A 24359-nucleotide genomic window follows, 5' to 3' on the forward strand; every position below is an offset into this window, starting at 1 on the left:
GGTGTTCAAGGCTGTTCTTGCAGTTATAAGTGAAAATAGTGTATTATAGCTTTCATGTTGTAAACAAAAAGGACGGATGTAATGAAATATAATAAGACAGTTATGCTAAAGCTTATAAATGAACATCGAACATTGCATGATGAATTAAAAAAGCTAAAATCTGAAATGGGTTTAGAGAAAAATTTCGCAGTAAAGGCATTGTATCATTCATTTGTTGCAGAAGATGGTCCTTATATGAAAGAATATCAGGATTTAGAGCGATTACAATAATGTAGTGCCACTAACAAAATTGTTGGCAAGATAAGTAATAATTTTTAGTCCGAGAATTTAATACTAAGTTTGTGATTGAGCCATTCATTTTGAGTGGCTTTTTATTCTGTTTTTTTACTGGCAGACGCTATAAAGAACGATAGGAAATACACGTTTGAACAGTTTAGGGATTCTTACAGATCACTAAATTGGGCAAGCAGGAAAATACAAAAGAATAAATACTTGAAATGTATGAAAATGAAAAGGGTAACCGCCTGAAAGTTGAAAGGGAATTGGAAACCTTAAAACAATGATTGGCTATGCGAAAACGCAGATGCAAGGAGCATTGAACTCAATTGGTTAATCGATTACTAGAAAGATATTGTTCAGTAACTTGAGTGGATATAGAAGGAAAGCAGAAAGACAATAATCAGATACAAGGAACACAAAATAAAGCACATAATACTACCCTGTTTTCCTACAGGTTAGTAAAAACACCAACTAAAAGAGATTAGTCAGTGTTTCGTGTTTTCTTTATATAAGAAACTCTAGTTTATTTTCTACAAGAGTCTGAAATCTATCCATAAATAGAGCTGCATGGTAACCATCGCAGACAGAATGATGAACCTGCAAGGATAAAGGTAAATAAATATTACTAGTTTTATTGATAAACCTACCTGCAGTGATTATCGGCAAACAATAATTTGGGCTATTATTCACGTTTAAGTTAAAACCAGTAAAAGAAGTCCATGGAATCATAGAAATATTGACGACATTTTCAGGTATCGGTGTTTTAGGAAACAGTTTTCCTGTACCATTGTACTTCTCTGTATCGGAAATATAGTTCTCATAAAACTTTTTAAAACCTTCATCTGTATTTGTATAAATGGCTGAAAATAACTCTGATGTCTTATCAAAGATAGTATACATTGGGACTACCTTATCCCAGTAGCCAAACTCTCCAGCAGAATTAAAGTTCATTCTAAAATGTTTATTTGAATTTGCCACGTGAGTAATTAAAAAGATGAATACAGGATAGAATTTATATCCCTTATCTTTTGTAATTTATAAAGTTCAGTAATATCAATATTTCTGGTGATGCTAAAGCTCGTTTGTTGATTTAAGAAATGATTGAAAATTTCTTTTCGTTCCCAATTATTAATATCAATTTTATTGAATTTCATCTTATAAAGCCTCCTAAAATTTAAAATCTAGATAATTTTAGGAAGCTAATTTGACTGCTTTTTTCATAAGATCATTCCTTTAATTTTATATAAGTTAATCTTAACATATTATTACGGTTTCGATTATTAATTTAGATTAGCATAGCGAGCTTAAACTGCTAATCAAAAACTACTGCACAATATGAGAAATCGTCTTCAGGAAGGGCATCTTTGAAAAATTCTAATATTTCTTCGCCGAAAAATACAATAAATAGTAGTATTAGTACAATTAAAACGGCTCACTAAAGTCTGGATGTCATCACTTGATACAAGGGTTAGTAAGTCACATAGAAAGCTAGATGGTCAGAAAGCTGATAATGAAGGCTACTAACATTATGGTATGGGGCATTGCATCGATGGATAGTCAGTGTCGCTGGCACAAAATATATATGGAATGGCAAGTTACCAGAGTATCGATGAGGCAGAGACTACATGGACGATACCTACCAAAAGCAATCGGCTGTTCGTATTGATGCTTATATGTCTGATTTAGGGTTAAATTACAAACAAGCTTTTAATAAGGCGTACAAAGAGGTGAAGCCTTCAAGTGTTGTAGTACCATTCGTAAGTTACGAGGAATGGAGTCAACAATTTAGCAGTAGAGGGTGAGTGTAGTTGGATAGGAAGTAGTTATTCCTAGGAATAAGTTTTTAGATATTTATGTTAAAAACGATATTGAAAATTAACGCTTAAAATCGTAAAGACATGTTGGAAATGGTAAGCTTGACATAACAGAAATATAGTAACTATTTCGTACTGTATTGTTAAAAAACAAAATGTAACTTCGTAGCTTAGGAAAGGATGTGTGATATATGGACAAAAGAAATTCAATAATGGAAACATATTTTAATACAAAGGATATTGCTAAACGTAATGTATTATTAAAACAATTAGTATTTGACTTGCCTGAGAACGGAAAGGACTTTTTTCTCAAAGTATATAAAAAAGAGAGATATTTGGATATGCGGCTAACTGCGATTAGAGGATATGCTGCCTATGCAAGCGAAGAAGAAGTTGCGATTTTAATGAAAAAGATGTTGGAAATCTTAAAAAGGCGACCAGAAAGTACACCATATAATTATCAGGAATACGAAATCTTGCGTTCATCTTTTCTAATACCTTATTTATTGGAAAAATATCAATATGACTGTTTCAAAAAATTTAATGAACAGTTAAAAAAACAGTACGACGCTATGCCTGAAGTTTTCAAAGGAATTTTTACATGTGACGATAAAGGGGAACATATTCAACTAATTTCCCCAGCAGTAGTACGGAAAAAGATTGAAGATTTCATGCAAAGTGAAGGATGTATCTAATGGATTTTGCACCCAAATGATATATTGGAGATTTATGGATTTTTTCCTGTATTAGTCTATTAGCTATTGTAATTTATATCATCTCGCATTGCACATTCAACCTTTGCAAAGAAGGAAGATTGGGTAGGAAAGCTGTTAACAAGTGTGTTTGCTAATATAGGTATGTTTACTTTTGTCATGGGTCTATTTAGAAGGATGAAAGAGCGAGTGAATTGCTGTCATTTGTAAATGTATTAATTGCTATAGGTTCATTCGCAATGATGTTTTTTATTGCCTTTTTTATAATTTTTGGATAGTCAATAAAATAATAATGAATAAAAGACAACTGTGTGTGTGAACTGCCCCGTAAAGTTAGATTGATGTTTAACTTTTACGGGGCAGTTCTAATAAAGTGATGAGTGGTTTTTCTCAATCATATTTATTGAAAACTTATAAACTAAAACCTTTTTTTGCTTTGAATTCATTTGTTAAAAAATTACATTTTTGATTTCCAGTACCTGACCAGGATCTTTTATTTTTAAATTTTTGTACCCCAATTAAGTGGGGTACAACGGGTAAAAACAGAAAAAACATTTTTTACCAAATATTTTTTCTGAATCTAATTTCAAATTTTTTTAAATTACAATTTATTAACTTTTTCTAATCAGTAGAGCAAAAACCCCACCAAATCAACACTTTTGCGCTATAATGTAGGACGAGGTGAAGAAAATGTTTGTGAGTGAGAAACAGATTGAAATACGGTATGCAGAGACCGACCAAATGGGCGTGGTGTACCATGCGAACTATATTATTTGGATGGAAAAAAGAATAAAACGTTGATATATAAGGGAGGGGAGGGGTCACAGTAAAAGCGAACCCCAAAAAGTACCCCAATTTGATGAAATATTGCTATTAACTTATATTTCATCCATTTGCAAACTGATTCATTAAATCAATGGATTTAATTTCATCTTTCTCAAATGAATGTACGTATACTTTTAATATAGTATTTGGGTTATCTCCAAGTATTTTTGCTACTGTAACAAGTGTTTCACCGCGCGCCAGTAAAATAGAAGCAACTGTATGTCTTAATCCATGTGGAGATATTCTTCTTAAGTTATATTTAGTACAAATCATGTCTAATGCATCTTCAACATAAGTTAAACCGATTGGGTTGCAACCTTGTCTTGAAATAAAAACAAAATCCTCGTCTTTATGCTGCATACTGTTTTCCCATTTCTTCTTTATACACCAGGCTTTATAAATTTTTAACTGCGAATATAATTCATTATTCATACTAACTTTACGGTAACCGTTATCGCTTTTTGGCGGTCCAAGCCCTGTTCTTGTTCGAGCTTTATTAATCGTAATAGACTTTGTTTTAAAATCAAGGTCATGCCATGTTAATCCCATCATTTCGCCTTTTCGCATTCCGGTCATTGCTAAAGTAAGAATAGCAGTATATCTAGTAGTAGGATCGTTATCTTTCACGCATGATAGAAAAGTTTTTAATTCTTCCTCAGTATAAAAATTTTCTTTATCTCCAGTGGGTGCAGCGCTAAAATCCATCTTCTTAAAACGATCTTTCGGTAGGATTTCTTCCTCTACAGCGTAAGATACAGCAGACTTGAAAACTCTAAATATCCCTTGAATGGTTGCACGTTTTAACTTATAAGAGACTAACTTATCAATTAATTCCCTTTGAAGAGTCATTTTTGTGAGTTTCTGTAACTTGTGATGGCCGATAAGTGGTTTTATATGATTCTTATATGACTCTTGATAATGTATATACGTACCAGGACGCCATACACTTTTCTTCATATCAAACCAAATGTCCATCCATTGAGCGACAGTTAAATTTGCATTTTCTACATATCTATCATTTCCGTCTAATACATTTGCTTTAACTTCAATCAAAGCACGCTCAGCTGCTTGTTCAGTATCAAAACCTTGTTGAGATTTTTCTTTTCGCTTTCCAAATCTATCGTAGTATTTGTAGCGAAAGGCGAACTTCTTTTCATTTTCCGAATCCTTGTACCAGTAAATGCAGTCTTTCTTTGTGTTATAAAATTTTTTTCTAACCATAGTTGATTTCCTCCGATTAGCACGAGCAGGTACAAAAATGAGGAAAATCTTTGGCATCACTCCTTTCGATATCCTGTCTATCTGAACATTTCAATTCTTATATTTCATAGGGAATATGATTACAGTTTTGCACAATTTGTTTATTGTAATATTGCTTTAAACGCTTTAAAGCAAACTCGTACTCAACGTTGAACAACTCCTGAAGTTTAATCACCGTTTTTGTTCGGATGTCACGTAGTTGAAGTTCATCTAACATAAAGGTTGGCATACAGGCGTGATACATAAAATTGTTGGCTTTATATTCTTGATATTCACGAAAGAGGGGAGACATATAGAACTGATCTCCAGTATGTAGTAATACATGAGCTAACTCGTGACAAAATTCTTGCCATTGCTGTTGCTTGGTTAAACGTTTATTAATAAAAATATATGAACGACCATTTATAAATAACGCTTGGCTTTTATCATACCAATAAAACACTTTTAAACCTAAATGAATAGAAATGTTTTCTAAGTTTAAAAATGAAGGGTTCCTAATATTTAGACTAGTATAGAATTGGTGTATGTAATCTTCAAGATGTGAGTAATAATACATGTGAACAGCCCCTATAAAGAACATACGTTCCTATTTTGAGTGTAATAAAACCCTAACTATTAAAGTAGGGTTCATTAAATATCTATAAAAGTAACTTTATTAGAAGAATTAAACAAAGTATTCAAAATCAATATAAAAACAATAATAAAAAGACTTTTTTTGGTGTTAAGTAAATTGGAAATAAGTGACTTTATATCTTCGATTCTGAGTTCTTCTTTATTTTGTAAACTATTAAAATATTCCACTAGATTTTTAGTTTATCAATAATAATTCTTTATTTGTAACTTCTGAAACGTCGTTATTTAATAAATCTAAAAAAATTTTTAGTGATTTGTAATTTTTAACTTTCTCAGAAATAAGTAGATAATCATTTTTATTTAATTGAACTAAAAATTGTCTATTATTTCGTTAGATAGATTTGAACATAAAATTTTAAACCTTTCAGAAGTATCAACATTTTCATTTATTGTACTTGCTAGGTTTTTGGAAGTAGTTGATTCTATTACTTTAAAAATCATTTCAATTGATTTTATATTCTCTGTGATTTCTTTATCTATAATATCTAAAAACATTTTAGACTGCGACTTTTTTGTAAGATCCTCTTTCATTTTGGTTAAATAAAAAACTAAAAGTGCCACAATCCCTGAGAAAAAAGCCCCTAATAGCGGTGGAGCAATTCTACTAAATACTTCTGTAGTATTTAATTTAGGGAAATTTAATGTGAAAAAGTCAATAAACTTGAATGTTGAGACAATGAATATTATAAGTAGGGTCAGAATGATTAAATTTAAAATTTTATAGGAATAATTTTTCATGAAATTGTCTTAATACCTTTTGCAAGAAAATCATCTATTTGTTGTTTAATAATACATTGTTCGGAAGTTATACTACTCATACTTACATCTGTATGTTTCAAAACATCTGAAACACTAAAATTACTTTGAATTGTAGTTATATCTCCCCCCTTATCATCACTCTGTTTATTAGATGATAAGGAGGGTGGAACTTTTAAATCATGATATAGTTCATCCTGTAATTCATCACAAAATTCGAATGCATAAGAAATATTATTAAAAAGTTTATCAAAACTTGGTTCAGAAAGGTTTAATAATGGATGTTTACAGACAAAACATTCATAGAAATTTTCGATGCTGTCTTCAAATGCAATTTCGTTACATTCATCACATTCTAATTGATATAATTTTTTTAACAATCCATAATTTGACAGAGTCAGAAATAAATTTATTGTTTTTAATGTATCTATCTTATATCTAAAAGAAAAATCTAAAGGATCGATTACAGGTGCTTTTTTCTTTAAATTATTTAAGAAAAAATCTCTTAAATATAAGTGTAAAGACTCAAATGGCATAATTAATTTAAGGCTATCTTCAGATTCATAGATACTGTTCAAGTTCGTGTAAAAGAAATTCACTTTTCATCCTCCTTTCAGAATCTCTTCGTATGTTATTATAATAGTCTACCATATAACTTCCTTGAAATTCTCTAATTGTAACTTCTAACCCTACAAAGTTATTTGATAATGGTTTAAGTTTAAAATTTTGTTTATTTATTCTAAAATACAATGAGATTTCATCTACTTTTGTATCTTCTGTTACTAAACTTTTAAGATTCCAATATATTTTTTTCCGTATATATGTTGTCTTTTTGCGTCTCTAGTAACGATCTTGTTGTATTACCGTCATGGAACGAAAAGGCAAAAAATATCTATCTGTGAATGTCCTTGAGTTTAGATTTTGAGCAACATTTTGGAAATACATATACTTCACAATTTTTAGATTAGATTCCAAGTCGTCGTCGGATGTTAAATTTAATTTATCTAAAATAAAGGCTTGTATGTCTATGTCTAACGTTGTTTCTGGGATTGGTAAAGAAGCATGAATAATTTCTTCAGCTTTCTTAGTCTCTGTTAAAAATAGTTGATATATTTGATTTTTAATTCCTTCTTTGCTTTTCTAATATATGTAATTGTAGGAGTAAGATCTTTAACATAAGCAAAAATTTCAGATATTAATTTACGATTTTTTCCTGCGTTGTTTCTTAATGTATCTCTCATCTTTATTATAAATGTTTTCTGGAGAAGTTATATTCGCAAGCAATAAAGAAAATTTTTTTTAGTTAGTCATCGCTTGTATAACCATATCTAAAAAGTAACATTAATGAATCATCTTCTTGTCTAATTGAAACGAGTTGTAATTCTTCATATTCAGTTGACGAGTAATGTATTGGTCTATCAAGAGCATTGTTTTATCATTAATAACATTTTTAATTCTGTTAATACTCTCTTCGGTTTCAAAAAAGTAAATAAAATGATTATCTGGTAGTACCCAAGTCAATTCATTAAAAAGTGTTTTATCTAATTTTTCTTTATCAACAACTTTTCCATCTTTACTTTCTAATATTTTTGTTATTGTGAGAAAACTGTTATCTTCAAACATTACTTTTAATTTAGTGTATTCTTTTTCAGTTTTCCAATAACTACTTAAAGTTTTATGCAAATACTCAGCAGTAAAATTTCTTAATAGATTTCCGCTAAAAGGATTAGTTATCATTGGCAATGCCCCAATTTTTTTTTGTATTTTCCTTGTGATGGAAATTATAAGTGATATATGACTTGTGTAAATATGACTACTCAATGGTTAAAAAATAAACAACCTATTTGTTTTCAATTTACAAAGATGGTTGTTTAGAAGGACATGTCATTCATTCCTGTCCTTTGTTTAGATATTATTGTGTTACTTTAGAACAATTTTCAAAATTGCTAAATGGTTATTGATTTAATCCTTATCATTCTTAATAATCTCCCACATCTTACGCAGCTTCTGCAAATCCTCTTCACGACTCTTAGGTAATTCCTTGTACCACTTTTGCAGGGAAGGGTCATTAGCGAATGCTTGAAATTTCTTCGTCTTTATCGAGTTGGGTTTGTTTAGAGGTCTCTGATTCTAAGTATCCGGCAATTTCCATTAATCGTTATAATCTACCTTCAGAGCACGAGCTATTTTTTCTATCGTTGGAGGTTTGGGTGTACCACGCTTACCGGTTTCTATACGTGATAGTTGTGCAGCACTTATTTCGGCATACAAAGCAACTTGATTTAATGTCATATTTTTTGACTCTCTAAACTTCTTTATGTATGAGCCGAATTCATTCATGATAATCCCTCCTACTTTGATTTTAAGCAACTCTATTACCAAAAGGAAATTTTTTTAAATGAATTTTATAAAAGTGTTGCCAAAAGGTAAAATTGAGGGTATATTATTGCCATAAGGTAATTACCAAAAGGTAAAGGTGGTGAGTTAAAATGCAATCTATTCATTTAAGCAAAGATGTTCTTAGAAAGTACTTAAAGGAAAACAACATAAGTGAAGCAAATTTTGCAAAAAATATTGGTGTAGCACATAGTACAGTTAATCGAGTTTTGAACGGCAGAAGAAACCCAGGAGGTAAATTTATTTCAGGTGTGTTAACTAAATATCCTGATTTAACCTTTGATAAGGTTTTTATTTTTAATAAAAATTTACCAAAAGGTAATTCTAAGACGGCATAAACACTCATACTCGAAAGGAAGTGTAGAAGTGCAACATAAATCAAAAAAGAAGTCACCTGAAACAATACTAAGAGGTGAAACATGAATTTGATTCATTTAATTGAATCAGCACAAGGAGAAACGTCAGATTGTGACTTTGCCGAGAAAATAGGTCTTTCGCTAAATCATTTAACTTGTTTGAAGAGAGGAGATTTAAATGAAACACCATCCTCACATGTGCTTAGAAAAATTAGTGAACACAATGAGGAAGTAAGCTATATTAACTTACTTATCGCTGCTGGCTACTTAAATGAAAAAGATATTGGAGGGTTGGTTAAAAAGTACCTCGTTATAGTTTCGATGGGTTTGATTATGACGTAGTGTCACTTGAAAATGGTTTCTTTATTAATGGAACAGAAGTAGAAAAGTTGATAGATGTTTCCATTAAATCAGATGTTAATAACATTTCCGAAGTGACAGTAAAATTCTACGCCAAAGTTAAAGGGTTAGATTTTAAAACAATTCTTTGACAGAACCAAACACAATTGAACCAATTTCTCTAATAGTGGCCGCACCCACTTTAGAAGCAGTTTCTTTCGTTTTATTCCAAACTGTATCTTGCCGGATAGCATCTATAAATTGATGACCTTCTAAACTGATTGAATGAATAAGTAACTGTGTACCGGTTTTCGATTTTCCGACTTGACCGTTCAAAAGATTAGATTCAATTAATTTTTCAATAGCGTAACCAAGTTCATTTTTATCAAATCGTTCAAGCCGAGCATCGAATACAACTTGATTAACATCTATGCTGTTAGGTTGCTCTTCTATCACAAACATCAATTCACGCATAGCGTCAAAATTATTTTCATATATTTTCACCTCCAATCTACCAATAGTTTAGCAGATTGGAAAATTTTTAAACATAGGAGGTCCATTATGAATCAATTACAAGTTATTCACGAACAAGTTGTTTTAATGAAAAAATTTAAAGTCTATGGAACATTAGATAATCCTTTATTTCTAGCGAAAGAAGTAGCTGAATGGATCGATTATTCAAAAACTAGTCAAGGTTATTATGATGTTTCTACCATGTTAAATACTGTAGATGAAGATGAAAAAGGTAAATATTCTTCTACGAACAATCTTCGTAGTAATTGGTTCTTAACAGAAGATGGTTTATATGAAGTGTTAATGCAATCACGTAAACCTATCGCTAAACAATTTAAAAAACAGGTCAAAAACATTTTAAAAGAAATTCGTCTAAACGGTGGTTTTATCGCTACCAATGAAGATGACGATGAAATGACAATTTTAGCGAAAGGTTTTCTTATCGCTCAAAAAACTATCGAAAGTAACAAGAAAAAAATAGTTGAGCAACAACTTATTATCGAAGCGCAAAAACCAAAAGTGCTATTTGCTGAAGCGATACAAGCAAGTCATACATCAATTTTAATTGGTGATTTCGCCAAAATTCTAAAACAAAACGGTGTAGATGTTGGGCAAAAACGTCTATTCGAATGGCTTAGAGAAAATGGCTATTTAATCAAGCGTAAAGGTTCAGATTTCAATTCACCAACTCAAAAGTCAATGGAACTAGGTTTGTTCGAAATTAAAGAAACACCTATCCATCACACTAGTGGGGAAATCAGCATTAGTAGGACAACAAAAATCACAGGTAAAGGACAAGCCTACTTTATTAATAAGTTTCTCAAAAAGGTGGTTGCTATATGATACGAGATCAAACCAAAGATGAAGTAACACTTTTTTGGGATATAGATGATATCGTTCGAGAAACACGATACAAAAAAACTTTTCTAGAAGCTAATCTACTCTGTGATCCAAGAGTTAAACGTTACGAAAGAAAGCCTAAACCACGCAGTAAAAGAGTTTGGTTAGCAGAACCAACAAAAGAAACAATTAAAAATATCATTATGAATGAATGGAATTAAAAATAAAAAAGCACGAGCAGGTGCAATTAAATAGGAGAGGCCAGGGCAAATGGCCTCAATGTAAATCAAACTACCAATCTAGTAGAAATCTAAGAGGTAGGGGCAAATCTACCTCTTAACCATTATTATACACAAATTACTGAAACTTGATGGTTGCAACCAAGTTAACTTTTGACTGAAATGTGACCTTAATTAAATAGAAAGGGTGGTAAATGTGAATGTCACTGAAAATACAGTTGGGGGAGTAATAAAAGAATTAAGGGGTGGTGAGACACAGCTAAGTCTTGGCTTAGACATTGGTGTTGGAAGGGAACGGCTTTCTCGATATGAAAATGGCCGTGCTAAAGTGCCATCGGATATTAGTAGAACACTGGTTAATCGGTTTGATAATCCGAAGCTTGCTTTAGCAGTGCAGCATGAGTACACAGGAACAGGACCTATTTACTTGAACGGCCCAAACGTAGACCTCCATCGCTGTAGTGTACGTGAGAAAACAATTGAAGAACTCCAAGAAGCCTTGGATGCCATAACTAGTACAAGCTTAGCCAAACCAAGCGATGCAATCGAGCATTATGAGCGAAAAAACATCATGGACATGATCGAAGAGGCGGTTGAGGCGGCTACAGCACTAGCAAACTTTATCGCAGTAACCACGGAGCACCTTGGTATCAGTTACACAGGTGTATGGATGGACCATTACAAATATCTTCAAAAGGTAGGATTTATCAAATGAATATAGATGAACAAATTGAGCGTGAACTTATTTGCATAGATGATCTAACAGATGTAATCAAACTACACGTAAAAGCAGGTCGTATCAACATAGCAAAACAACTAGAACGAGACCTACATAATTCGTTGAAACAACTAGAGCAACTACATGAACGAAAACGGTTATGGGCAACTGTTGAACAGCTTAATAAGAATGGAGTACTAGCGAAGGTGGTGGATAAGGTTGTGGAAATGGCTTGATAACTATTTTTACTTACCAGAGGACGATGTACCAGAATCACACAGGAAGTTTTGCATTAGTGCAGTTATCACAATGGTTATTATCGGAGTGCCAATCATCATCACATGTTGGCAATAAAAAAAGCTGCTTAATCGAGCGAAGATTAAACAGCCATGACAACTTATATACAAATCTATTATACCACAAGTTACGACGTTTGCGAGAGTTATCTCGCTCTCGTCAAGCAGCTTACAGCACCGTCTCCCTACGGTTATGCTTTGCCACTGTAAGTTGCTTGATGGGATTAGCAATCTATTTATAAAACCTAGCACAGTACGCCATGACCATTTGCGAGCGACAGCCGATAGGCCCCAGTTGCGACGACAGTTTTGTAAGTAGATTGGTGGTTATCCATCAAAATAAAAAACCACTGCGCGAACAGTGGTCTGCAAAAACAATATTTATATCATTCTACCACAGGAGGGCAAAGGATATGAAGAAAATTGAGTTAGTTGTATTAAAACTACGTGATTTCAAGGGCATTAAATCGCTAGACATTCAATTAGATGGTGGTAACGCACAGATTTTTGGCGATAACGAGGTAGGTAAAACAACAACGTTTGATGCATTCTTATGGCTGTTATTCGATAAGGACAGCAATAACAAAAAGGATTTTGCTATCAAGACATTAAACGGTGATGGATCTGAACGACATAACCTGGAGCACACGGTTGAAGGTACGTTCTTAGTAGATGGCACAGCGATCACACTAAAGAAAATTTACAAAGAGAAGTGGACTAAAAAACGTGGACAAGCTATAGCAGAGTTTACAGGGCATGAAGTAGAGCACTTTGTGGACGATGTACCTTTGTCTAAAAAAGCTTACACTGCCAAGGTTAATGAAATCGTGGAAGAAGAAACATTCAAACTTCTAACATCACCTACTTACTTTAATGAACAAATGAAGTGGCAAGAAAAACGCCAACTGTTATTAGAAATCTGTGGTGATATTTCAGACGAGGAAGTAATTGCGTCTAACACTTCACTAGCAAAGCTGAACGACTTATTGAATGGCAAGTCACTAGAGGATATGAAAAAGATCATTGCCAGTAAGAAAAAGCACATCAATGACGAACTAGAGAAGATTCCGGTACGTATCGACGAAATCAATAAAATGATGCCTGAAACAGCTGTAGATGTTGAAAAAATGCGTACTCAAGTCGCTCAGATTGAAAAGGATATTGAGGAGCTGCAGGAGCAAAAAATACGTGTTAAAAATGGTGCATCGGTACTTGATAAACAGCGCCAGTTACAAGAGCTAGAAATGAAACGTAGTGACTTGAAACGTACATTTGAAGCCGACAGCATACAAGAAGTTTATAAGGCTCAAACTAAATTACAAGAAGTACAAGGTAATATTCAAATCATTAATAGTAAGTTGCAACAGGCTGATAACAATCGAAAATTTAAGGTAGATGAGGCTAATCAAATTCAAAACAATATTGGATGTTTAACGAAAGAGATGGATGAACTACGTGAGAAGTTTTATGTAGTCGATAAAGAACAGTTCCATTTTGAAGATAACTGTAATGAATGTCCAACTTGTAAGCAATCCTTACCTGATGAACAAGTAAAGGCTGCACGTGATGAAGCTCAAGCTCAATTTAACGAACGAAGAACAATGCGTTTGGCAGATATTCAACGCGAAGGTGGAACTCGTAAAGAACAAGTGGAGCAATTAAATGATCGCCTAACTACATTACGCAATGAGCACGATGCAGCTGTAGAAGAAATGAACAAGTATCAAGATGATTTATCAGTACAAGACAAAGAGTTGATGAAAGCTCAAAAGGCTCTTGAAACAGCTAACTCAACAGTTAAGGACGTTACAACAACTAACGAATATAAATCTATCAATTTACAAATAGAAGCATTGCAGGCTGAAATTAAACAGTTAAACGAGCATGCTTACGAGGCAGTTGCTGGTATCGATGAAGAAATAGTTAAGCTCAATTATGAGCGTAAAGAGTGCAATAACGCCATTGCTCAACACGCAAATATTGAAGCGAGTAAGGAACGTATTATCGAGCTGGAAGATCAACAAATAAAGCTTGCTCAAGAGTACGAAAAGCTAGAGCAAACAACCTTCTTAATAGAAGAATTTATTCGCACAAAGGTAAACATGCTTACAGATCGCATTAATAGCAAGTTCAAATATGCACGATTCAAGCTCTTTGATACTCAAGTAAATGGTGGCCTTAACGAAGTATGTGAAACAACATATAAAGGCGTACCATACGGCACAGGCCTTAACAATGCAGCAAAAATAAATGTTGGCTTAGACATCATTAATACTCTATCTGCTCATTTTGGTATTCAAGCACCAATTTTCGTGGACAATGCCGAAGCTGTAACCAAGTTTATTGATGTGGATACTCAACTTATTAGTTTAGTAGTTTCAGAGAAGGACAAGCAGTTACGAGTTGAAGTCGAAGGTCAACAACCAATACTTAAGGAGGCAATTTAAAAATGACAAATGCAGTAATGACGTCGCCTATCAAATTTGAAGTAAATGGTGAAGAAGTAAAACTATCAGGCAATACAGTAATGCAGTATCTAGTACGTGGTAACGGAAGTGTAAGTGAACAAGAAGTAGTTATGTTCATGAATCTTTGTAAATTCCAAAAGCTAAATCCATTTTTAAATGAAGCATATTTAATCAAATTTGGTTCAAGTCCAGCACAAATTATTGTATCAAAAGAAGCGTTCATGAAACGTGCGGAGGGTCACGATAAATACGAAGGATTTGAGGCAGGAATCATTGTTGAGCGAGATGGTCAATTAGTCGAAGTTGAGGGTGCTGTGAAGTTAGATAAGGACAAGCTTATTGGTGGATGGTGCAAGGTGTACCGAAAGGACCGAAAAGTGCCTGTTATTACAAAAATAGATTTCAAAGAGTTTAGTAAAAATCAAGCTACGTGGAAAGATATGCCGATGAATATGATTCGTAAATCGGCAATTGTAAATGGTCTACGTGAAGCATTCCCAGAAAGTTTGGGAGCAATGTACACAGAAGAGGATAAGGGTGCACAATCTGTTGAAATGAATGTAGAACAAGAAATAAAGCAAAATGCTAACACTGAGGACCTTGATATTAAATCAGAAGATCCAAGTTTGACGCCTGAACACAAAGAGATTATCGATGCCACTTTTGAAGAAGTGTTTCCAGAAGAACAAAGCGATGGACCAGGGTTCTAATGATTCAAATCAAAACTCTAGCAACTGGCAGTAAGGGAAATTGCTATCACATTACAGATGGTAGCACCCCTCTACTCCTAGAGTGTGGTATCAGCTTCAAACAGATACAGCAAGGCGTTAATTTCGAGACTTCTAACCTTGGTGGCGTATTAGTTACCCATGAACACAAAGATCACTGTAAAGGCGTGGAATCGGTGTTAAATCGGGGGCTTGATGTTTATATGTCACAAGGTACTAGAGAGGCATTATCGCTTGATCATCATCGGATTAAAACGGTTAAAAGCAAAGAACAATTTAGAGTAGGTTCATGGACCATATTGCCGTTTGATGTGCAGCACGATGTAAATGAGCCGTTAGGTTTTTTACTACAGTCAGACAACGGTGGCAAGCTGTTATTTGCTACTGATACCTACTATGTGAAATACCGGTTCAAAGGCTTAACTCACATCATGATTGAGTGTAATTATGATCAACAAACATTAGATGAAAATGTCGAGAGTGGCCGTATTCATCCAGCTATGAAAAAGCGTGTTATGAAGTCTCATTTCAGTTTAGAAAACTTATTAGAGTTTTTTAAAGCTAGTGACTTATCAAAGGTCGAAGAAATACACCTACTGCATTTATCTGATGGCAACAGCAACATAGAGCGCATCTTTAAAGCAGTAGCAAGGGCAACAGGCAAGATGATTTTTATACCGTAGGAGGTTGTGATTTTGAGTAATGTGATTAAAGAAGCAGTTCAGGTAGCTCGAAAGGAATACATTTGTGACGATTGCCAAAAGCCTATCGAGAAGCGTTCTAAATATACTTACCTTTTCGGTTCGGCTTTCAAAGGAGAAAGACCATATAGTATTAGGCTTTGTCAAAAGTGCAAACCGATCACTGAATAAGTCTGTGATTAAAAATTTGAATATTGAAAATATGGAGGGCGAACCATGCAAGTATTTCAACAAAACATCTTTGGTGGAGAGGATGAAATTATCTCTACTGTTCCTGTCATTGTGTTAAAGCACAAAGAAAAAGAAGGACGTTATCTTGCGGCAGATATTGAAGTAGCAGATTTCAGCGATCCAGATGGTGATATCACGATGGACGATATCCAAGATGCTTTTATCATTGTTCGGAATGATCATCAAAAGCCAGGTCCAGAAGATGTCGAAGAGGTGCGTTTGTTATCAGAGGCGCATAAGCGAGGGATGATAAAAAAGTTTGGTGACAAAGCTGTGGTCAGTTATGACGTGACTGAATGGTTAAAAACTTACGAACCAGTGAACATCGACATGCCAGTAGACAAATTCAATCTAGCATGTGAAGTAAATGGCTGGGAGCCAGTCAAAACATACTAGGAGGGGCGAGGGCAAATGGCTAAATACAGAAATGTACACACAACGTTTTGGGATGACGGCTTTGTATTGGATCTTACACCAGAGGAGAAATACTTCTATCTGTATTTGATGACGAATGGCAATACAACGCAATGTGGCATCTACGAATTGCCATATAGAGTCATTGAAATGCACACGGGATATAACCGAGAAACGGTTCAGAAACTACTACAAAGGTTCGTAGAGTATGGAAAGATCACATACAACGAATCAACGAAAGAAATCATGTTAAATAACTGGGCAAAATACAACTTTATCAACTCACCGAAAGTGAAAAAATGTATCGAAAAAGAGCTGCTTGCTGTGAAGCATTTACCGTTTGTAAGGAACTATGTAACATCTTTGGAACAGTTAGGATACCGTATCGATACCGTATCAATACTGTTAGAAGAAAAAAGTGAGCCGAAAGTACCTAACACTAGTAATGGTGGGGGTTCGATACCGTATCCATACCCTATCAATACCCCTTCCATAGACTATGGGGAAGAAGAAGAACAAGAAAGAGAAGAAGAAAAAGAACAAGAACAAAAGAGTGGTCAGTCGGTTTCTTCTCAATCTGATTTTGCTAGATTAGTTGAATTTACAAATCAAAACATTACACCTGTTCTTCCGACAATAGCTGAACACCTTGGTTATATCTTAGATGACTTCAAAGACGTGGATTTAATCTTAGCAGCATTACAAAACGCGGTATTAAACAACGCTCGTAACAAAATTAAATATGCAGAAGGTACGTTAATCAATTGGCGCAAAGACATGATCACTACTTACCAGCAATTGCGGTTGAAAATGAAGGAGGTTCAACGAGATGCAAGGAATAGCCAAAACTATGAACGACATAGTAACGAAGAATATGACGGCCTCTCACTCTAGTGAATTATGCAGCCATTGCGGAAGTGAAATCAAGGCAATTCAAGTTGAGGTCCTTGGTAGAACTCGCTGGGTGCAACCGGTATGCCAATGTGAACAGGATATTAAAAAGGCAGAGGTTGAACGTTTGATACGTGCCAAAGAAGAAAATGAGGTACGCACTTTATTCTCTATCAGCAATATCGGTGATAAATACTTGAATGCTAGTTTTGATAATTTCTTAATGCGGCAGGGTTCTGAAAAAGCTTTCAAGGCTGCTAAATACTATGCAGAACATTTCGAAGAATTTGGTGCTGAATCTCTCTTGTTGTGGGGCGATGTAGGGAATGGTAAAACCCATTTAGCTGCAGCAGTACACAATTATTTAACTGCTCGAGGTAAGGTAATAGTTTTCATATCAATGCCAGAGTTATTAAGCAAAATCAAAGCTACTTTCAATCGCAACAATAACGAGAGTGAACAGCAGATTATGAAAGCGTTAATGATATGTGACTTGTTGATTATCGACGACTTAGGGGCAGAAAAAATAAGTGATTGGGTGCTAGAAACTATGTTCCAAATATTTGATGGCCGTAGTCGTAGAAAAAAACCTATACTAGCAACATCAAATCTCAATCCAAAAGATTTACCAGAGCAAATTGGTAAGAGGATACCCGATAGATTAATCGAAATGTCGCAACCAGTTAAAAACGAGGCTACTAGTTTTCGTAGAGAAATTGCTAAAGGTCGCTTGAGTAAATTCAATGCAATTTTAAATCAGGGAGGGGCAACAGCCCCTTGATGGAGGGTGAAGAGATGCACATTATTGAAACAAAGGTTAAAGAAACAATCAGAGTAATCCATAACAATTTAGATGCAATGCACGAAAACATTGAATCTTTAAAACGAACTGGTTGGTCAAGCAACACCCGTCATAGCATGGTCGGTATTCCATTAGTAACAGAAGATATAGGCAACGTATGGGACGTGGAAGAGTTCGTATCAAGGCATCCAGAAGTTGAGGTGCAGTAAATGAAAATGATTATTTTCATACAAGACCATACATCTATGTAACGCAACATGAACGCGAGATATACAAGGAGGAAGAATAATGAATCCAACATATTTAGGTTTTGGCGTTACACCGTATGCAGTCATTATTTGGCGTGATGGAGATGAAGCTAAGTCCAAAACAATTTGTTATGACGAGCTGGAGGTACAAATTGCACTTGCTATGCATGCTGATCCGAAAGGATTTTATCATCAGTATGAACCTAAAGTTTACTACACGGCACAAGAACAGGAGTTGATTGCATGAGACGACGTAACGGCATTCCAATTGACATTCCTAGTGAACGTATACGTGCTCCGAAGGTTAAAACTCAAAAACCTGCAGAGTATCATCACTATAACGTATACGTAACGATGTTTAAACGAGTGGATGGTCACAATGTCTGGACCATGGTTCCGTTCATGCATCCTGATTACAAAAAACTTAGAAAAGAAGGCTATCGAATCACTGAGAAGTGGGATAAGAGGGAGGTTTCGGCGTGAACCTTAAGGATAAATTGCTAAAAGAATCACGTAACACTATTGAAGATTACGCTCTTAGATTTGCATGTAATATCGAGCCAAAACTAGCAGAAGAAGCTCGCGATGGTAGAACAGAATGTTTGATAGGGATTAATAATGAACACAAACATATTTTAACTTCTTCACTTTTCATAAGTACTGTAAATGAATTGCTAGAAGGTGTGAAGGTAGAAGTAATACAGATTTCAACTAGTACTCTATTTCCAAGCATCAAAAAAGATGTACTTCAAGCTAGTTGGGGTGATTTGAGTGATTAACCGTGTAATTCTAGTTGGCCGACTTACAAAAGATATTGACCTTTCTTACACACCACAAGGGATTGCAAAGGCTCAATTTACATTAGCAGTTAACAGATCGTTTGCTAATCAGAGTGGTGAAAGAGAGGCAGATTTTATCCAGATACAAGCTTGGCGCAAACAGGCTGAGAATGCGGCTAACTATCTAAAGAAAGGGTCCATGGTTGGAATAGATGGAAAGATACAAACAGGTTCGTATGAAAGAGAAGGGCAAAGAATCTATTTTACGAACGTTGTAGCAGACAGTATTCAATTCTTAGAGCCGAGAAACAGCACAGGAGGCTCACAAGGGCCATCAAACTACGAATCTAGTACAAATACAGGTGGACCAAATCAAGGGGCTCCACAGGGGCAATATGGCGGTCAAAACAACCAGCCGAGTTATATGCAGGGTAATGAAGATCCGTTTGCGAATTCAAAGGCACCAATTGAGGTCGATAGTGATGATTTACCATTCTAAGAGTGCTAATAAGGATGTGAAAAGATGAAAGATATAAATGTAATTTCTATCAGTGGTGGAAAAGACAGTACAGCAATGTGGCTTCTGGCACTCGAAAGAGATACACCGAACTTAAAAGTTGTTTTTAGCGATGTTGGACACGAACATCCTGAAACCTATAAATATATTGATTATCTAGAAAAAGAGTTGGGACCAATCACAAGAATTAAACCTGATTTCACACAGCAGATCATGCGTAAACGTGAAGTAGTAGACACTAAATGGCGAAAAGAAGGAATATCAGAAAAGATTATCAAGCAAGCGTTAGAGGTACTTCATCCAACTGGTAATCCTTATCTAGATTTATGTATCTGGAAGGGGCGTTTCCCTTCGAAAATGGCGCAATTTTGCACAGTTGAACTTAAGGTTAGACCGATGTTTGACCAAATTTATATGAAAATCTTTGAGGCAGGGGATCATGCGATTAGTTGGCAAGGCATTAGAGCGCAAGAAAGTAAGAAGAGGTCAACAATGCCTGAAATTGAAGATACACCAGAAGGGTACACAATATATCGTCCAATTTTATCTTGGGATGTTTACGACGTGTTTAAACAACATGATAATCATGGGATCAAGCCAAACCCACTATACAAGTTAGGGATGGGCCGCGTGGGTTGTATGCCATGTATAAATAGCACCAAAGAGGAATTATACGAGATTGCTAGACGATTCCCAGAAGAAATTGAACGAGTAGCACGTTGGGAAGAAATAGTTTCAAAAGCGTCAAAACAAGGGGCCGCAACAATATTTACAAGCGATCACCGAGGACATGGAATATGCGACGTAGTTGAATGGTCAAAAACAACTTATGGCGGAGTACAATACGATCTTTTGAAGTTAATGGAAGAAGTACCTTTGTGTTCAAGTCAATATGGTTTGTGCGAGTAAGGAGGTAAACATGAGCAAAGCAAAATACGGCAACAAGAAAGTTGTACATGACGGAATTACATTCGATTCAGCAATGGAAGCAAAGTATTACGATCACTTGAAGCACCTACAAGCACAGGGCATTGTGACCTCCTTCGATTTACAGCCAAGGTTCGTACTACTGCCAAAATTCGAAAAGAACGGCAAGAAATATCGTGAGATTGGTTACAATGCTGATTTTACAGTTCATTATGCAGATGGACATTCAGAAGTGGTTGACATCAAGGGAATGGTTACACAGCAATTTGAATTAAGGAAGAAGTTATTCGACTACCGTTTTCCACACGAATTAAAGCTTCTGACGTATTCAAAGATTGATGGTGGTTGGATAACTCATGATGAGCTTAAAAAGGCTAGGAAAGCACGTAAAGTAGCTAAAGTTGGGTGATGGAAATGAACACAGTACGTAAGGAAGTTAAACAACGCAGAGCCAAGCTAGTCAATCAGCAGGACCACATAGCTTTTCTAAAGTGTAAAGGGTGCCCGAAAAAGAGAGCCTATGATCCTACCAAGAAATGCAGAGGATGCAAGGTTTATAGGGAACTACGAAGCATCGGCAAAGAGCTGGAGCAGATTAGTAATTTGCGTAGGTGGGCTAAGTGAAGTTTGTATTGGTGAGGTAATTAAGTTTGTGTATATAAATAAAAAAAGCTTTACCTAAAAGTAAAACTTTTTATAAAAATTTGTTTTCTATTCATATTTAAAAACCTCAAATACTGTGTCTTCTAATTTCGAAGTCCATCTAGCTCCTGAAACTTCTGGTAAGAGAGATCTATGATCTCCCCAGTTTAAAATATGTATATTTGTAAGTCTGTATCTGGGAATGAAGAAATGCTCTTCTGATTATTTGAAGGTTTATGAACATAAATAAGTAAACTTTCTGCTAAAGATATATGTTTGACCAAATATCATCACTTGGGTTTATAGGACCGTGTAATCTACCAACATAGATTTTAAGGTTGTTTGAATCATTTGTATTAGCCCATCCTTCTGGGAAATTCTTTCCCAGAGTTTGTCTATCAGCCTTGCCTATATACAATAATACGTCTTTACCATAAACCATATGTGTTCCGTATATAGAATAAATTCCATAATCGGTTATCTCATTTGTAATAGTTTAAGTTCATTTAAACTATATGGACCTTCCCAAAGGATTTGTATTAGTTCTATATTGTTAATAATCATGTAGTTTTCTCCTTTATTATTTATTAACACTAATTATATAGAATTTTACCAAAGAGAAATATAGGACAAACTTTTATTTGCAGGAAAGAGCATAAAATAAGAGCCTTAACAATAGATGCTAAGGCTATATCAGATTACTCATTTAATTAAAAAATAGATTCAAATATTCAATAACTTTAGTTAACCGTCTATTATTCTCGATAGTTTGTAATGATCTTGCGATATCTTACTAGCTGATTATTGATTGCTGGCATTAATTTATACAATAATAAACGCAATTTAAGTAGATAGTTTTTCATATAATCCCCTTTCCGCACTCCTGTTTCATGAGGAGAACAAGTACTCGGGGCCTAGATTTGGGCAAAAAAAAGCCACTCTAAAAAGAGTGACTTAAAAAAACGCCAAATTGGCCCCTAATATATTGTTCATTCCACTCATAGTTGAAAAAGTGATAAGGAAATACAGTGGAGCTGAAAAAAACCGATAAGGGAATTCAGGAGAAATTAAAACAGGTAAGGAAACTCAGGAGAAATAAAAAAGCTGCAGCGTTTGCAGACGCTACAGCCCGAATTGGTTTATGCCCTTTGATGGTGTTCACAACTCTAGTATATCACACCGTAGGAGGGCAAACCTATGAAACAAGGGCAAATTAATGTTACGAAAGAGAATTTACTTCAGTGGATTGAAAATTATCGATGGATGGTTGAAACTACTTGAGGAAGCACGACAGCCAGTAGCGAAAGCTGATATCAATAGCTACATTGGGGCAAAAACGGCTATGTATGGGATTGAGGCGACATTGCCAAAGGCTAGTGGAGGTACAAGTGATCCAGTGTATACAGAAGTACAACGTCGTGTATATTCTCTAAATTATCGAATTAAGGAATATGAGCAAAAGATAGCAGAGGTGCAGAACCGAATTCCGTTAGTGCATGGGGATAGAGAGATTGAAGTTCTTCATAGACTGCTAGATGGTGATAGTATGAGAGCAATAGGTAAGCACATGAAATATCCAGTACGACGATATTTAGGGTCAGAAACAATATATTAATTCAGATGATGAAGTAGCCGAAAGGCTGCTTCTTTTTAAAACATTTATTCCACAATCGAGCCATATTTTTGAGGGACGTTTTCATACACTTCCAGGAAACATTTACCACGAAGTTTCGTTCTCTATATTGAGATTATGAATAATTGTATTTAAAGCAAAAAGGAAGTTAAGGGTTATAGAAAAACACTACGAGGTGAGTAAATGAGTGGAGATTATGGTGAAGTTCAATAAAGTGTACAGGTGTCGCAATTGTTCTTTTAAAAAAGATCGAAAACGAGTATAAAGTACTGTTATTGAAAAGGTCTACATCTGTATTAAATAATGTTTGGTGTTATATTGGCGGAGGTATCGAGGAAGGAGAAATGGCTTGGGAGTCTGCTGTAAGAGAGGTCAAAGAAGAAACAGGTATACAAAGATTTTATTATATACTACTAATAAATTTGATCAAATATATTCACCAAAAGAAAATTATATTTATGTTGCACCTGTATTTGTTGGATATGTGAAGAACAACAAGAAGTCACATTAAATTACGAACACAGCGTATAAATGGTTATCGTTTAAAAGGCAATTGCCACGGTTTCATTACCTGGAAATGATGAAGTCCTAATGTCTATTGAAAAACATTTTGTCATGAGAAATCCTTCCGAATATTTGCGTATTGAAAACTAATATTGGAGGTTTATGAACTTGAAAAGAATAATATCCATCATTTTTCTTTTTGCAACAATGTTTTTAGTTGCCTGTTATAGTGAAGAAGAAAGGGAATTAACAAGAGTAGATTTTCAAAAGTTAAGTGAAGAAGGAAATTACGAAGAAGTTTTAATGATAACAGATAATGAATCAATTGATTTATTAAAGAAAACAATCGAAAACATTAAATGGGAAGATACAGGGGTTAACATGGCTAGAAATCCAGATGTAAAAGCTACATTTTTTTACACTGATGGTAATAAGCCTGAAAGATTGAGGGAATTAGGAATTTGGTACAATGAAAATACTGGTACAGGAACAATTGGTAGCATTGATGAATACAACAGTCACGGAGAACTAAATAAAGATAATGCAAATACCTTAAAAAATATATTCTTATTTGAATAAGCTTCACTTTTCTTGTTCAACTAACGGGTGCGATTGTGGAACAAATGAAACAGATGTAACAAAAGGAACAAATGTAAAACATGTAGCATGTTTTGTGATAGAAAAAATATGATGTAAACTGGGAGGCAGGACGGTGCGGTAAGGTTTTCCTCTCTTGGTATTTATAAAAACCTAAATATTAGGGAAAGACAGACCGACGACCGACCTGCGCTGAGCAAATTCGTTCGGAGTAAGACATACATGGCCGGCCCATATTTTTTAAGAGATTAGGTATCTTAATTAATATAAAAGGCTAATAAAACTGAAGGAGTGGTTTA

General features: G+C 34.6%; 33 protein-coding genes and 1 pseudogene. 26 read left to right on the forward strand and 8 right to left on the reverse strand.

Going from position 1 to position 24359, the window contains the following annotated elements; translation table 11 throughout:
- Window positions 1-81 precede the first annotated feature (81 nt).
- On the forward strand, window positions 82-270 hold the full coding sequence (locus tag HXV90_RS02875) for a hypothetical protein (RefSeq protein ID WP_054550360.1): 189 nt from the start codon (window positions 82-84) through the stop codon (window positions 268-270).
- A gap of 513 nt (window positions 271-783) precedes the next feature.
- On the opposite strand, the pseudogene catA reads toward HXV90_RS02875, so the two are convergent.
- Window positions 784-1433 (reverse strand): annotated as a pseudogene (gene catA / locus HXV90_RS02880) (type A chloramphenicol O-acetyltransferase).
- Window positions 1434-1904: 471 nt separating this feature from the next.
- On the opposite strand from catA, the gene HXV90_RS02885 reads away from it, so the two are divergent.
- On the forward strand, window positions 1905-2081 hold the full coding sequence (locus HXV90_RS02885) for a hypothetical protein (protein WP_269898315.1): 177 nt from the start codon (window positions 1905-1907) through the stop codon (window positions 2079-2081).
- 203 nt (window positions 2082-2284) lie between these two features.
- On the forward strand, window positions 2285-2788 hold the full coding sequence (locus HXV90_RS02890; RefSeq protein ID WP_115673270.1) for a hypothetical protein: 504 nt from the start codon (window positions 2285-2287) through the stop codon (window positions 2786-2788).
- A 903-nt stretch (window positions 2789-3691) separates the two neighbouring features.
- On the opposite strand, the gene HXV90_RS02895 is transcribed toward HXV90_RS02890, so the two are convergent.
- The 6 genes from HXV90_RS02895 to HXV90_RS02920 form a co-directional block, all read right to left on the reverse strand.
- Window positions 3692-4852 (reverse strand): site-specific integrase, encoded by a 1161-nt coding sequence (locus tag HXV90_RS02895; protein ID WP_269898316.1) that lies wholly within the window; start codon window positions 4850-4852, stop codon window positions 3692-3694.
- 97 nt (window positions 4853-4949) lie between these two features.
- Window positions 4950-5447, reverse strand: coding sequence for an ImmA/IrrE family metallo-endopeptidase (locus tag HXV90_RS02900; protein ID WP_269898317.1), 498 nt, complete (start codon window positions 5445-5447; stop codon window positions 4950-4952).
- Window positions 5448-5833: 386 nt separating this feature from the next.
- Window positions 5834-6262, reverse strand: a complete 429-nt coding sequence (locus HXV90_RS02905) for a hypothetical protein (protein WP_269898318.1) — start codon at window positions 6260-6262, stop codon at window positions 5834-5836.
- The gene (locus HXV90_RS02910; RefSeq protein ID WP_269898319.1) at window positions 6259-6879 is read right to left on the reverse strand and encodes a hypothetical protein; all 621 of its coding nucleotides are present in this window, start codon (window positions 6877-6879) and stop codon (window positions 6259-6261) included. The genes HXV90_RS02905 and HXV90_RS02910 overlap by 4 nt, the downstream gene beginning before the upstream one ends.
- A gap of 742 nt (window positions 6880-7621) precedes the next feature.
- Entirely contained in the window at window positions 7622-8017 is a 396-nt protein-coding gene (locus HXV90_RS02915; protein ID WP_269898320.1) for a hypothetical protein, read from the reverse strand.
- A gap of 414 nt (window positions 8018-8431) precedes the next feature.
- Window positions 8432-8620: a helix-turn-helix domain-containing protein gene (locus tag HXV90_RS02920; RefSeq protein ID WP_269898321.1), complete on the reverse strand. Its 189-nt coding sequence runs from the start codon at window positions 8618-8620 to the stop codon at window positions 8432-8434.
- Window positions 8621-8769: 149 nt separating this feature from the next.
- Here HXV90_RS02920 and HXV90_RS02925 point away from each other — a divergent pair, with 149 nt between their 5' ends.
- On the forward strand, window positions 8770-9015 hold the full coding sequence (locus tag HXV90_RS02925; RefSeq protein ID WP_054550351.1) for a helix-turn-helix domain-containing protein: 246 nt from the start codon (window positions 8770-8772) through the stop codon (window positions 9013-9015).
- A gap of 81 nt (window positions 9016-9096) precedes the next feature.
- Window positions 9097-9375, forward strand: a complete 279-nt coding sequence (locus HXV90_RS02930; RefSeq protein WP_269898322.1) for a hypothetical protein — start codon at window positions 9097-9099, stop codon at window positions 9373-9375.
- A 132-nt stretch (window positions 9376-9507) separates the two neighbouring features.
- On the opposite strand, the gene HXV90_RS02935 is transcribed toward HXV90_RS02930, so the two are convergent.
- On the reverse strand, window positions 9508-9876 hold the full coding sequence (locus HXV90_RS02935) for a DUF2513 domain-containing protein (RefSeq protein WP_269898323.1): 369 nt from the start codon (window positions 9874-9876) through the stop codon (window positions 9508-9510).
- 57 nt (window positions 9877-9933) lie between these two features.
- Between HXV90_RS02935 and HXV90_RS02940 the strand changes: the two genes are divergently transcribed.
- The 21 genes from HXV90_RS02940 to HXV90_RS03040 all read left to right on the forward strand — a co-directional run bounded on the left by HXV90_RS02940 (window position 9934) and on the right by HXV90_RS03040 (window position 24042).
- Window positions 9934-10728 carry a phage antirepressor gene (locus HXV90_RS02940; protein ID WP_269898324.1) on the forward strand — a complete coding sequence of 265 codons (795 nt, stop codon included), beginning with the start codon at window positions 9934-9936 and terminating at the stop codon, window positions 10726-10728.
- The gene (locus HXV90_RS02945) at window positions 10725-10946 is read left to right on the forward strand and encodes a hypothetical protein (RefSeq protein WP_269898325.1); all 222 of its coding nucleotides are present in this window, start codon (window positions 10725-10727) and stop codon (window positions 10944-10946) included. The genes HXV90_RS02940 and HXV90_RS02945 overlap by 4 nt, the downstream gene beginning before the upstream one ends.
- Window positions 10947-11160: 214 nt before the next feature.
- Entirely contained in the window at window positions 11161-11679 is a 519-nt protein-coding gene (locus tag HXV90_RS02950) for a helix-turn-helix domain-containing protein (RefSeq protein WP_103118608.1), read from the forward strand.
- Window positions 11676-11918, forward strand: a complete 243-nt coding sequence (locus tag HXV90_RS02955) for a hypothetical protein (RefSeq protein WP_269898326.1) — start codon at window positions 11676-11678, stop codon at window positions 11916-11918. Before HXV90_RS02950 ends, HXV90_RS02955 begins: the two co-directional genes overlap by 4 nt.
- Window positions 11902-12036, forward strand: a complete 135-nt coding sequence (locus tag HXV90_RS02960) for a hypothetical protein (protein ID WP_269898327.1) — start codon at window positions 11902-11904, stop codon at window positions 12034-12036. The genes HXV90_RS02955 and HXV90_RS02960 overlap by 17 nt, the downstream gene beginning before the upstream one ends.
- A 355-nt stretch (window positions 12037-12391) precedes the next feature.
- Window positions 12392-14425 (forward strand): hypothetical protein, encoded by a 2034-nt coding sequence (locus HXV90_RS02965; RefSeq protein WP_269898328.1) that lies wholly within the window; start codon window positions 12392-12394, stop codon window positions 14423-14425.
- Window positions 14426-14427: 2 nt separating this feature from the next.
- Window positions 14428-15156, forward strand: coding sequence for a phage recombination protein Bet (bet, locus tag HXV90_RS02970; RefSeq protein WP_103118605.1), 729 nt, complete (start codon window positions 14428-14430; stop codon window positions 15154-15156).
- A complete protein-coding gene (locus tag HXV90_RS02975) occupies window positions 15156-15857 on the forward strand; it encodes an MBL fold metallo-hydrolase (RefSeq protein WP_103118604.1) in 702 nt (233 codons plus the stop codon). Before bet ends, HXV90_RS02975 begins: the two co-directional genes overlap by 1 nt.
- 234 nt (window positions 15858-16091) lie before the next feature.
- Entirely contained in the window at window positions 16092-16502 is a 411-nt protein-coding gene (locus HXV90_RS02980; protein WP_269898329.1) for a hypothetical protein, read from the forward strand.
- A 15-nt stretch (window positions 16503-16517) separates the two neighbouring features.
- On the forward strand, window positions 16518-17414 hold the full coding sequence (locus HXV90_RS02985; RefSeq protein ID WP_269898330.1) for a DnaD domain-containing protein: 897 nt from the start codon (window positions 16518-16520) through the stop codon (window positions 17412-17414).
- Window positions 17350-18192 (forward strand): AFG1/ZapE family ATPase, encoded by an 843-nt coding sequence (gene zapE, locus HXV90_RS02990; RefSeq protein WP_269898331.1) that lies wholly within the window; start codon window positions 17350-17352, stop codon window positions 18190-18192. Before HXV90_RS02985 ends, zapE begins: the two co-directional genes overlap by 65 nt.
- Window positions 18193-18206: 14 nt before the next feature.
- Entirely contained in the window at window positions 18207-18422 is a 216-nt protein-coding gene (locus HXV90_RS02995; RefSeq protein WP_269898332.1) for a hypothetical protein, read from the forward strand.
- A gap of 79 nt (window positions 18423-18501) precedes the next feature.
- Window positions 18502-18708, forward strand: a complete 207-nt coding sequence (locus HXV90_RS03000; RefSeq protein ID WP_269898333.1) for a hypothetical protein — start codon at window positions 18502-18504, stop codon at window positions 18706-18708.
- A complete protein-coding gene (locus HXV90_RS03005) occupies window positions 18705-18944 on the forward strand; it encodes a hypothetical protein (protein WP_269898334.1) in 240 nt (79 codons plus the stop codon). The genes HXV90_RS03000 and HXV90_RS03005 overlap by 4 nt, the downstream gene beginning before the upstream one ends.
- Window positions 18941-19240, forward strand: coding sequence for a hypothetical protein (locus HXV90_RS03010; RefSeq protein WP_269898335.1), 300 nt, complete (start codon window positions 18941-18943; stop codon window positions 19238-19240). The genes HXV90_RS03005 and HXV90_RS03010 overlap by 4 nt, the downstream gene beginning before the upstream one ends.
- Window positions 19233-19739: a single-stranded DNA-binding protein gene (gene ssb / locus HXV90_RS03015; RefSeq protein WP_269898336.1), complete on the forward strand. Its 507-nt coding sequence runs from the start codon at window positions 19233-19235 to the stop codon at window positions 19737-19739. The genes HXV90_RS03010 and ssb overlap by 8 nt, the downstream gene beginning before the upstream one ends.
- A 24-nt stretch (window positions 19740-19763) precedes the next feature.
- Entirely contained in the window at window positions 19764-20666 is a 903-nt protein-coding gene (locus HXV90_RS03020) for a phosphoadenosine phosphosulfate reductase family protein (RefSeq protein ID WP_269898337.1), read from the forward strand.
- Between the two features lie 10 nt (window positions 20667-20676).
- The gene (locus HXV90_RS03025; protein ID WP_269898338.1) at window positions 20677-21093 is read left to right on the forward strand and encodes a DUF1064 domain-containing protein; all 417 of its coding nucleotides are present in this window, start codon (window positions 20677-20679) and stop codon (window positions 21091-21093) included.
- Between the two features lie 1449 nt (window positions 21094-22542).
- Window positions 22543-22941: a hypothetical protein gene (locus tag HXV90_RS03030; RefSeq protein WP_269898339.1), complete on the forward strand. Its 399-nt coding sequence runs from the start codon at window positions 22543-22545 to the stop codon at window positions 22939-22941.
- Window positions 22942-23234: 293 nt separating this feature from the next.
- Entirely contained in the window at window positions 23235-23447 is a 213-nt protein-coding gene (locus tag HXV90_RS03035) for an NUDIX domain-containing protein (protein ID WP_269898340.1), read from the forward strand.
- A 184-nt stretch (window positions 23448-23631) separates the two neighbouring features.
- Window positions 23632-24042 (forward strand): hypothetical protein, encoded by a 411-nt coding sequence (locus HXV90_RS03040; protein ID WP_269898341.1) that lies wholly within the window; start codon window positions 23632-23634, stop codon window positions 24040-24042.
- Window positions 24043-24359 lie beyond the last annotated feature (317 nt).

The sequence above is a fragment of the Lysinibacillus sp. JK80 genome, assembly GCF_027557635.1.
GTDB lineage: Bacteria > Bacillota > Bacilli > Bacillales_A > Planococcaceae > Lysinibacillus > Lysinibacillus capsici.